This window comes from Methylobacterium sp. J-077, from assembly GCF_022829365.1.
In the GTDB taxonomy this organism is placed as follows: domain Bacteria; phylum Pseudomonadota; class Alphaproteobacteria; order Rhizobiales; family Beijerinckiaceae; genus Methylobacterium.
On the sequence record NZ_JAKSYJ010000142.1, the window covers coordinates 122,676 to 131,895 of the forward strand.

The window sequence follows — 9,220 nt, forward strand, 5'->3', positions numbered from 1 at the left end:
GTCTCAGCGCCTCCGGTCGGGTGCACGCAGGAACAGCACCAGGGCGGCGCCGAACAGCACGAGGCAGAGGGCGAAGCCGGCCGCCAGCCCGGCCCAGGCCTGCCACAGCCGGCCGATTGTGGCGCTCACCAGGATCGCGGCGGTGAGCATCAGCGCCGAGAACAGCATCCAGCTCGCGCCGTCGGCGGCGTCGAGCGTGGCGCGGCGGTTGATCAGGTGGGCGCGCACCCCTTGGCGGACGAACAGGAACAGCACGGCCAGCACCACCAGGGCGGCGGCGCCAAGGGCGAGTTCGGTGGTGGTCGGCCCCCGTTCCAGGGTGCTGAACGGGTTCGCCCCGGTGGTGGATTGCGCAGGCGGCGTCGGCAGCGGCTCCGCCTGCGGGGCCGGGTTCTGCGGGGTGGGGATGGTGAAATCCTGGCCCGTCCGGGCCTGGACGCACACGATCCCAGCAGTCCCCACGCCGTCAACATACAAAAAAATCATGCGCCGGGTCCGGGCTCCTGCAATCGGGTGGCGCGGGCCGGCCCCCATAGCCCCGCCCGCACGTGCCAGCGGCTGCCGTCAGGGGCGCGCAGGGTCTGGGTGCGGTAGGGCCGCAGGCTGACCCGCTTCGGGACGGCGCCGAGCATCACGGTCTGCACCCGCGCCCGGGCGAGCGCGAGGCCCCCGAGACCGGCCGCGCCGGCCAGCGCCAGGGCGCCGGAGGCGGCGGCGATCAGCGGCCAGGGCGAGAACGCCGCCTCGATCCGCACCGGTAGGCTTACCGAGGCTTCCGAGACGCCGCGATAATCGCGGAACAGGCCGGGCAACCGGCCTTCCACCGCGCGCGCATCCCCAGCCGCCCCGCTCATCTGGTCCCCGGACAACAATCCGCTGCCGAAGATCGGCCGCACGCGATCCAGGAAGGCCGGATCCAGCGCCAGGCGCAAGTCCGCCAGCCGCAGGGTGAGCGTTCCATCCACGGTGCGCCCGTCGGAGAACAGGCCGGCGAGGCCGGTGGGGCGCGGGATCGGCGGCAGGGTCAGCACCACGGCGAGCGGCCCGCTCTCGGCCTGGGGGCCCAAGTCGGCGATCTCCGCGGGCGAGACCGCCGCCTGCGCCAGCCCGGCCTCGGTGCCGACCTCGTTCCAGCTCAGGGCCAGCCGGGCCGCGGCGACCCGCTGCGGGTAGAGCCCGTTCCGCAGATAAGCTGCGAGACGCAGCGCCGTACCGACGGTGGCGTCGGCCCCGCTCACCACCAGCACGCCGTTCTCCAGGCCGGCCTGCAGCCCACCAGCGTCGAGCCGGTCGAAGCGCAGGGTCAAGCCGCCGGCGAGCACCGGCTTCAGGCTCACGGGCGGATGGCTGAACAGGGCCTTCAGGCCCGGCGACGCCAGGGCGGCGTCGAGCGCCCGGCCGCCGGCCGCGCCGTAGCCGATGCCGTAGATGACGAAGCCGCCCTCGGAGAAGTTGCGCCCTTTCAGGGGCATCCGCACCGGGTAGGCGACGATCCGGCTGATCGCATCGGACTCGCGCAGCGCCGTGTAGAAGGCGGCGGTGTTGCGTTCGACCTCGGCGCTGTTGCCCGGGCTGTTCTTGTTGTTGGTGACCATCCAGATCACCCCGTCCCGGCCGCGCAGGCCGGTGCGGATCGCGCCGAGCAGAGCGCCGTTGGAATCGGCATCGGCATAGGCGGCGCTGCCGGCCTTGCGCGGCAGGTCGATCGAGGCGATCGCCGAACGGACCCGCGCGGCCTCATAGGCGCCCTCGTACAGGATCCGCGGCGAGGGCCGGCCTGGGACCTGTCCGTCCTGGTCGAAGGTCGCCACGGCGATCTCGGCCCCCGGGATCCGGGCCGCCGCCACCAGGGCCTCGACCAGCGGCCGGAACTGAGAGCCCTCCGCGGTGAGGAACGGCTCCATCCAGCCGGAATCCTGCACCAGGAACACCTGCCGCACCGGCGCCTCGGCCCAGGCGCGCCCGCCGAGCAGGAGAACGAGGCCCAGCACGGCCCGCACGAGCGCGCTCATGCCGCGCGCAGCCGCAGGGCGTGGCAGCGGCATTCGGACCGGCTCCACAGGTAGAGCACGCCGTCGTGCAGCAGCGCCCGCGCGTCGCCGATCCGCGACACCGCGAGACCCACCGGCAGCCGGCGCAGGCCGGCCCCGTGAGCGTGGTGGAGCACATGGCCTGTCACCGGCGCCGGCAGGCTCGCGCCGCGCAGAAAACCGCCGCGCGGACCGGGAATGTCGAGGGCGAGCAGGATCGTATCGCGGGCCAGCGCCAGAAGGGGTACCAGCAGGTCGCCGGCATGGGCGCCGAGATTGAGAACCTCCTCGGCGGCCTGCCACGGCACGTCGAACCGCTCGGCGCCGGCATAGGTACAGGGTCCGGCGGCGAGATGCGGCCCGTCGAGGCGGTTCAGGGCCGGATCCGGCGCCAGCGCGGCGAGGTGATAGCAGCCGTCCCTCATGCCGAGCTGGTGGTGCAGGTCGGCGCGGTCGCGCCACGGCGCCTGGGCGACGATCGGCGCGAAGCCCCCCGGCCAGGGGGTGACCCGGGTCTCGTCGCCGAGGGTCCGGCAGGCGACGAACCCGTCCGGGCCTGTCCAGAAACAGTCGCCCAGGCGGTTGGTCCAGGGGCCGGTGAAATCAGCCTCCGGGGCGGGGCGGCCGAGATCGCGCAGGTCGAGGGCGTTCGATCCGGCGTCTGCCCGGCAGAGGACGAGGCGTCCGCCGCGCTCGCCGAGGGCGAGGCGGTCGCCGCGGCGCCAGCCGGGGGCCGACAGGAAGCGCAGGCCCGGTGCCCGGGCCTCGGCATGGACGAGGCGGGCTCCGAGCTGGGGCAGATTCAGGCTGATCAGCGTCTCGGCGGTGGCGTAGGCGATGCCCCTGCGGCCCGCCGTGAGGCCGGATCCCACCGGATCGGGGGGCAGCCGCCCGAGGCCGGCGAACCTTCGGCCGTCCCAGCCCTCGAATGCGCCCAGATTCTCCTGGAACAGGTAGAGCGCTGCCGGATGTCCGGCCCGGACCAGCGCCGGCACGCCGCTCGGCAGCGGCACCTCCGTCGCGCTCGCGAGATCGATATCGAGGATGTCCGGGGCCGGCGCCGGGACCGGCGGCCCCAGGCGCGCGCCGGTCTCGGGCGCGTACGCGAAGGCGGCCGGGAACGGACGGCCCTGCCGGTCCCGGCGGATGCCCAGATGGGCGATCCGGGCATCGTCCGCGGGGATCGCGACGCCCGCGACCTCGGCCGCGACCGGCCGCCCCGCCTGGAACCGCCAGTGCTGGCGCCCGGGCAGGCTCGTGACCCGCTCGTCCGGATCGATCGGCCAGACGCCCTCCGGTGCGGCGCGGGCGAGCGGCGATGGATCGTCCAGACTCACGGGCACCGGTCCAGGGGTGGGAAGGCGGCGGGGATCGTTCCCGATTTTTCGCGGGATGGAAAGGGCGGGGGCGATGAGATGGCCCTTCCGTTGACGACACGCGTGCTTCCTCCCCCGCACGGGCTACCGGATTCACGTATCTGGTGTGGGCAGCGCGGATGCAGGATGGAGCGCGGGTCCCCTCTCCCGTTCGGGAGAGGGACAGGGTGAGGGGTCAGGTCTTTCCGGAGACGTCGCATCCCTCACCCCAGCCCTCTCCCGCACGGGAGAGGGAGCCGGTCGCGCTCCGTCTCAAGCGGCGGTGTTCGACGCGGATGCGTGAACGTCTGAGCTCGCAGAGGGGGAGGGCAAGGTGCGTCCGGCCGCCCCTCACGGAATCCCGATCATCTTGTGCGTCTGCAGCGACAGGCGCCAGCGGGCGTCCTGGCGGCAATAGGCGATGGCGGCCTGGGTGCTGGCGCCCTGCCCCGGGCCGTCCATCGGCTGGAGGAAGCGGTGCCGGAAGGCGAGGCCGACGAAATCCGCCGGGTCGGCGTCAGTTTGGGGATAGACCAGTTTCAATTCGTGGCCGCTCGTCTGCGCCAGGGGATTGGCGCCCTTGGGGCTGACGCAGATCCAGTCGATGCCCGGGGGCGCCGGCAGGGTGCCGTTGGTCTCGATGGCGATCTCGAAGCCGTGCCCGTGCACGGCCTCGATCAGGGGCGTGTCGAGCTGGAGCAGGGGCTCGCCGCCGGTGAACACCACGTAGCGGCTCTCCGGCCCGCCGCCCCAGGTTCGGGCGATGGCAGCGGCCAGGGTCGCCGCGTCGGCGAAGCGGCCGCCGCCCTCCCCGTCCATCCCGACGAAATCGGTGTCGCAGAAGCGACAGGCCGCCGCGGCGCGATCGGCCTCGCGCCCGGACCAGAGGTTGCAGCCGGCGAATCGGCAGAACACCGCCGCGCGTCCCGCCTGGGCGCCCTCCCCCTGAAGGGTGTGGAAGATCTCCTTGACCGCGTAAGCCACCGCTGTTCCCGAAACCGTTCCGCCTGACCGCCAACCCGCACATAAGCGGCCCGCGGCCCGTGGACCACCGACAACCAGGCGGCGCAGCCCCGCGGTTGTGTCTCGCCTTGCTCTTGCCACGGTGGAGACGTTCATGCCGTGATGCAGCACGGCGACCGCCCCCGGCGGTCCGGGCTGCGCGAATCCCGGCCGGCCGGCCGGAAGAAAGGCGCCTCGCGGCGCCGACCGTGGCGATCCTCTGACGAGTCGGGCTCGAATGTCCTCTTCTCTCCTCCGGCGCGTGACCGTCGGATTCGCGGCGTTGACGGGTCTACTCGGCACGAGCCTGATCGGGATCCAGGCCGCCAACGCGGTGACCTCGCCGATCCTCGTGGTCGATGTCGATTCCGGCAAGGTGATCTACGCGCAGGCCCCGACCGATCCCTGGTATCCGGCCTCGATCACCAAGCTGATGACCACCTACGTCGCCCTGGATCTGGTGCGGCAGGGCAAGGTCTCGCTCGATTCGATGATCACGATCTCGGCGGCGGCGGCCTCCGAGCCGCCCTCCAAGATGGGCTTCAGGCCGGGCACGCAGCTCACCCTCGACAACGCCCTCAAGATCATCATGGTCAAGTCGGCCAACGACATCGCCTACGCGATCGGCGAGACGCTGGGCGGCTCGATCGAGAACTTCGCCGATCTGATGAACGAGACCGCGCAGCGGATCGGCATGCGCGACAGCCGCTGGACCAACCCCAACGGCCTGCCCGACCCGCACCAGTGGACCTCCGCCCGCGACATGGCGGTGCTGGCCCGGGCGCTGATCCGCGACTTCCCGGATTCCCACGACCTGTTCTCGATCTCGGCGATCCAGTTCGGCCGGGCCGTCATGGCCAACCACAACGGCCTGCTCGGGCGTTATCCCGGCGCCGACGGCATGAAGACCGGCTTCATCTGCTCGGGCGGCTTCAACGTGGTGGCGACCGCCTCGCGCAACGGCCGCCGGGTCATCACCATCGTGATGGGCCAGCCGAGCCCCCGCGAGCGCGACGTGAAGGCCGCCGACCTGTTCGACTACGCCTTCGCCCAGAGCGCCGGCTGGACCAGCCCGACCCTCGACGCCCTGCCGGCCTCGCCCCTCGGCGGGCCCCCGGATATCCGCCCCTACGTCTGCGGCGGCAAGAAGCCGCCACCGATCGACGACGGCGCCGGCGCGGTCAGCGCCCCCGGCTCGGCGGCGCAGCTGATCGGCGGCTCGGTGGCGAATTCCCCGGCGCTCGCGATGGCCGCCTTCTCCAGCCCCGCTTTGCGTGCCCGGACGCTGCCGCCCCGGGCGCCGCTCCAGCCGATCGCGGTCTGGATCGGCCGCAACCCGGCCGAGGGCCAGCAGATCCTGGAGGCCCAGGAGAACGCCCAGAAGACGGCCGCCGCCAACACCCGGGCCGCCAAGCTCGAAGCCGCCAAGGCCAAGCGCGAGGCGGCGCTGCAGGCCGCCAAGCAGGCCCGCGAGGTACGGTTGGAACAAGCCAAGGCGGCCAATGCCGCGAAGGCAGCGGCCAAGCCGGCTCCGAAGCTCGCGGCCAAGCCGGCCCACGGCTTGCCGCACGGCGCCAGCGCCTACACATCCGTCGAAACGCCCGGCATGCCGGAAGCCAAGCCCGGCAAGGGTCTGTCGAAGCCCGCCGCCCACAAGGCGCCGGCCAAGCCCGAGGCCAGGAAGGCCGAGGTGAAGAAGACTCAGGGGAAGAAGGCAGCCGCCGAGGAGTAACGGCCTGCCGGCATCGCGCTCCGGCGCGTTGCTCCGGGCGGCAAAAACCCCCATCTCGACGGCCATGTCCCTGACCGCCTCGCCTGCTCCGGATCCGCGCCGACCGGAGCCGATCCCGCTGACCGTGCTCACCGGCTTCCTGGGGGCCGGCAAGACCACGCTGCTGAACCGTCTGCTGCGCGACCCTGCGCTCGCCGACACGGTGGTGATCGTCAACGAGTTCGGCGAGATCGGCCTCGACCACCTGCTGATCGAGACCATCGACGAGGATATGGTCCTGCTCGGCGCCGGCTGCCTGTGCTGCACCGTGCGCGGCGACCTGATCGCCACCCTGGAAGACCTGCTGCGCAAGCGCGACAACGGCCGGATCAAGCCGTTCCGCCGTGTGGTGATCGAGACCACCGGGCTCGCCGACCCGGCGCCGATCCTGCACGCGCTGATCTACCACCCCTACCTCGTTCTCCGATACCGGCTGCAGGCGGTGGTGACGGTGGTCGATGCCATGACCGGCGCCGCCTCCCTCGACGCCCACCCGGAGGCCGTGCGGCAGGCCGCGGTGGCCGACCGGATCGTCCTGACCAAGGCGGATCTGGCGGGCGACACCGCCGGCATCCGCGCGCGTCTCGCCGCCCTCAACCCGGCGGCGCCGATTTTTTCCCCGGACGCGCCGGCCGATGATCTGCTCGGCGGGCTGTTCGGCCTCGACGGCAAGGGCGCCGACGTGCGCGCCTGGCTCGGCGACGCGGCCCTGTCGGAGCACCACCACCCCGGCGACGTGAACCGCCACGATGCGGCGATCCGGGCCGTGTGCCTGACCAGCGCGGCGCCGGTGCCGCGCCCGGCCTTCGAGATGTTCATGGATCTGCTCCGCTCCGGCCACGGGCCGAAGCTGCTCCGGCTCAAGGGCATCGTGGCGCTGGCCGACGACCCGGAGCACCCGATCGTGGTCCACGGGGTCCAGCACGTGTTCCACGCCCCCCTGACCCTGCCGGCCTGGCCCGACCCCGACCACACCTCAAGGCTCGTGCTGATCCTGCGCGACCTCGACCCGGCCTTCGTCCAGCGCCTGTGGGACGCGTTCCTGGGCCGCCCACGGGTGGACGCGCCCGACGCCAAGGCGCTCACCGACAACCCGCTGGCGATCCCGGGGGGCTGAGCTGCCCGGCGGCACCGTCCTTGAAGCCATCGACCCGAACGGCGCCTCCGGGGCGCCCCCGCGTCCCGGAATGGGACGGTTGGTCGAGGGATCGGGACAGGCGATGGCGCGACGCTTCACCGTGATACAGGGCGGCCTTTTCGAGACGCCGGCCGAGCCGATGGCGTCGGACCGGCCGCGCCCGCCACTGGTCCTGGCCTGGAGCCGGGAGGCGGGGATTGTTCCCGCTGCGCGCATCCTGCTCGACGGCGAAGCCGCCGCAGCGGTGGATCGGGCGATCCGTACCCGCCTGGCGGCCCTCAGCCATCCGGTCCGGTTCGCCGGTGCGGCCGAGGTTCCCGCCCGCGCGGCGGATCGCCCCCGCCAGTCGCGGTCGATCCCAGCGCACAATGTGCTCGGCGTGCGGCCCGAGGGCTGGGCGGCCCCGGCCGTCGCCGTTCCGGTCTTCGAAGACCGCGTGCCGGCCGTCGCCGTACCGGCCGAGCCTTCTCGGATCGGGATGGCCGGCCGCCCCTCCGCTTGGAGCGGCGCGCTGCGGCTGGCTCTGCTGCGCCGGGTCGATGCGATCGCGGCCGGCCTACTCAACCTCGGCGCCGGCCCGGTGGCCTGGCGTCGGGTGCGGGGCTGAGCGGGGCCGTCAATCCGCCGCGTGTCGGGCCGCCCGCCACGGCCCTAGCTGGTCCGCATGGCGCGCGACACACTCCACGGCCTCCGGCCCGCACCCCGCCGGTTGAAAGCCCCCGCGACGACCTCACCGCCCGGCGCGGCCGAGCGGGTCGGGGCCGTGATGGCGCGCCTGGCCGAGGCCGATCCGGACCCGAAGGCGGGGTTCGACGACACCGATCCGTTCCGGCTGCTTGTGACCGTGCTGCTCTCGGCGCAATCCACCGGACCCACGGTGGCGCGGATCGCCGAAGCGCTGTTCGCCCGGGTGAAGGACCCGGCCGGGATGCTGGATCTGGGCGAGGCAGAGATCACCGCCATCGTCCGGCCGGTGGGGCTCGGGCCGTCCAAGGCGCGCAACATCGTCAAGCTGTCGGCGGCCTTGATCGAGACGTTCGGCGGCGCGGTGCCGCGCAGTTCGGTGGAGATGCGCCGCCTGCCCGGCATCGGCCGCAAGAGCGCCGAGGTGACGGCGAACTTCGCGTTCCACGAGCCGGTGATCGCAGTCGACACCCACGTGTTCCGGGTCTCGAACCGGATTCCGCTGGCGTCCGGCGCCACGGTGGACGCTGTGGCCGACGGCCTCGCCCTGGCGGTGCCGGAGCGGTTCAAGGACGGCGCCCATATCTGGCTGTTCCGGCACGGGCGCGACACCTGCACGGCCCGCAAGCCTGCCTGCACGTGCTGCCCGGTCTCGGATCTGTGCACCTGGCCCGGCCAGGCGACCTGAACGGGCCTACTCGTCCTCGCCGAAGCGGTTCGCCAGCAGGGCCTCGATGCCGTCGAGGCAGGCCTGCGCGTCCGGGCCCACAGCCGTGACGGCGATGCGGGTCCCCATGGCGGCGCCCAGCGTCAGCAGGCCCATGATCGAGCGCCCGCCCACGGTCTCGCCGGCCCGGGTGACGGTCACCGCAGCGTCGAACCGTTCCACGGTCTGCACGAACTTCGCCGAGGCGCGGGCGTGGAGGCCGCGCCGGTTGATGATCGGCAGCTTGCGCACGAAGCCGCCGTCCGGCACCTCGGGATCGTCGTCCATCTCGAAAAGCTCGTCCATCGCCCTTCGTGGTTCCCGCCCGACTGTCGGCTGATCGCGTCGCTTGCTTCGACACCTAAGCAGACTTGCCCCGGCGGGCCAACGGATCTTGGCCGAGGTGTTTGCGGCGATGGGCGTTTCGAAGGTGAAACGACGTCGCGGTGTGGGGGAAAACGATCCGGTCATTGGTCGATCGTGCCGAACGGTCGACCCGGAATGGCGACAGGGATGCGCGCATCTCCCTCCCCC

At 72.7% G+C, this 9,220-nt stretch carries 9 protein-coding genes; 4 read left to right on the plus strand and 5 right to left on the minus strand.

Going from position 1 to position 9,220, the window contains the following annotated elements; all coding sequences use genetic code 11:
- Nucleotides 1-3: 3 nt before the first annotated feature.
- The 4 genes from MKL11_RS17455 to queE form a co-directional block, all read right to left on the minus strand.
- Nucleotides 4-486 carry a hypothetical protein gene (locus MKL11_RS17455; RefSeq protein ID WP_243945548.1) on the minus strand — a complete coding sequence of 161 codons (483 nt, stop codon included), beginning with the start codon at nucleotides 484-486 and terminating at the stop codon, nucleotides 4-6.
- Nucleotides 483-2,045, minus strand: coding sequence for a hypothetical protein (locus MKL11_RS17460; RefSeq protein ID WP_243945550.1), 1,563 nt, complete (start codon nucleotides 2,043-2,045; stop codon nucleotides 483-485). Before MKL11_RS17460 ends, MKL11_RS17455 begins: the two co-directional genes overlap by 4 nt.
- Nucleotides 2,009-3,367: a hypothetical protein gene (locus MKL11_RS17465; protein ID WP_243945552.1), complete on the minus strand. Its 1,359-nt coding sequence runs from the start codon at nucleotides 3,365-3,367 to the stop codon at nucleotides 2,009-2,011. Before MKL11_RS17465 ends, MKL11_RS17460 begins: the two co-directional genes overlap by 37 nt.
- A gap of 369 nt (nucleotides 3,368-3,736) precedes the next feature.
- The gene (gene queE / locus MKL11_RS17470; RefSeq protein WP_243945554.1) at nucleotides 3,737-4,369 is read right to left on the minus strand and encodes a 7-carboxy-7-deazaguanine synthase; all 633 of its coding nucleotides are present in this window, start codon (nucleotides 4,367-4,369) and stop codon (nucleotides 3,737-3,739) included.
- A gap of 256 nt (nucleotides 4,370-4,625) precedes the next feature.
- Here queE and MKL11_RS17475 point away from each other — a divergent pair, with 256 nt between their 5' ends.
- The 4 genes from MKL11_RS17475 (at nucleotide 4,626) to nth (ending at nucleotide 8,668) form a co-directional block, all read left to right on the plus strand.
- On the plus strand, nucleotides 4,626-6,119 hold the full coding sequence (locus tag MKL11_RS17475) for a D-alanyl-D-alanine carboxypeptidase family protein (protein ID WP_243945557.1): 1,494 nt from the start codon (nucleotides 4,626-4,628) through the stop codon (nucleotides 6,117-6,119).
- Between the two features lie 64 nt (nucleotides 6,120-6,183).
- Entirely contained in the window at nucleotides 6,184-7,275 is a 1,092-nt protein-coding gene (locus MKL11_RS17480; RefSeq protein ID WP_243945559.1) for a CobW family GTP-binding protein, read from the plus strand.
- Between the two features lie 103 nt (nucleotides 7,276-7,378).
- Entirely contained in the window at nucleotides 7,379-7,903 is a 525-nt protein-coding gene (locus MKL11_RS17485; protein WP_243945561.1) for a hypothetical protein, read from the plus strand.
- 57 nt (nucleotides 7,904-7,960) lie between these two features.
- Nucleotides 7,961-8,668 carry an endonuclease III domain-containing protein gene (gene nth / locus MKL11_RS17490; protein ID WP_243945563.1) on the plus strand — a complete coding sequence of 236 codons (708 nt, stop codon included), beginning with the start codon at nucleotides 7,961-7,963 and terminating at the stop codon, nucleotides 8,666-8,668.
- Nucleotides 8,669-8,674: 6 nt separating this feature from the next.
- Here nth and MKL11_RS17495 read toward each other — a convergent pair whose 3' ends face one another.
- Complete coding sequence (locus tag MKL11_RS17495) at nucleotides 8,675-8,992, minus strand: HPr family phosphocarrier protein (RefSeq protein WP_243945564.1); 318 nt, start codon at nucleotides 8,990-8,992, stop codon at nucleotides 8,675-8,677.
- Nucleotides 8,993-9,220: the final 228 nt, after the last annotated feature.

Excerpts from the sequence above, each read along its gene's own strand:
- MKL11_RS17455 (WP_243945548.1), bottom strand. The coding sequence starts at position 486 with ATGATTTTTTTGTATGTTGACGGCGTGGGGACTGCTGGGATCGTGTGC.
- MKL11_RS17460 (WP_243945550.1), bottom strand. The coding sequence starts at position 2,045 with ATGCCGCTGCCACGCCCTGCGGCTGCGCGCGGCATGAGCGCGCTCGTG.
- MKL11_RS17475 (WP_243945557.1), top strand. The coding sequence starts at position 4,626 with ATGTCCTCTTCTCTCCTCCGGCGCGTGACCGTCGGATTCGCGGCGTTG.
- MKL11_RS17480 (WP_243945559.1), top strand. The coding sequence starts at position 6,184 with ATGTCCCTGACCGCCTCGCCTGCTCCGGATCCGCGCCGACCGGAGCCG.
- MKL11_RS17485 (WP_243945561.1), top strand. The coding sequence starts at position 7,379 with ATGGCGCGACGCTTCACCGTGATACAGGGCGGCCTTTTCGAGACGCCG.
- nth (WP_243945563.1), top strand. The coding sequence starts at position 7,961 with ATGGCGCGCGACACACTCCACGGCCTCCGGCCCGCACCCCGCCGGTTG.
- MKL11_RS17495 (WP_243945564.1), bottom strand. The coding sequence starts at position 8,992 with ATGGACGAGCTTTTCGAGATGGACGACGATCCCGAGGTGCCGGACGGC.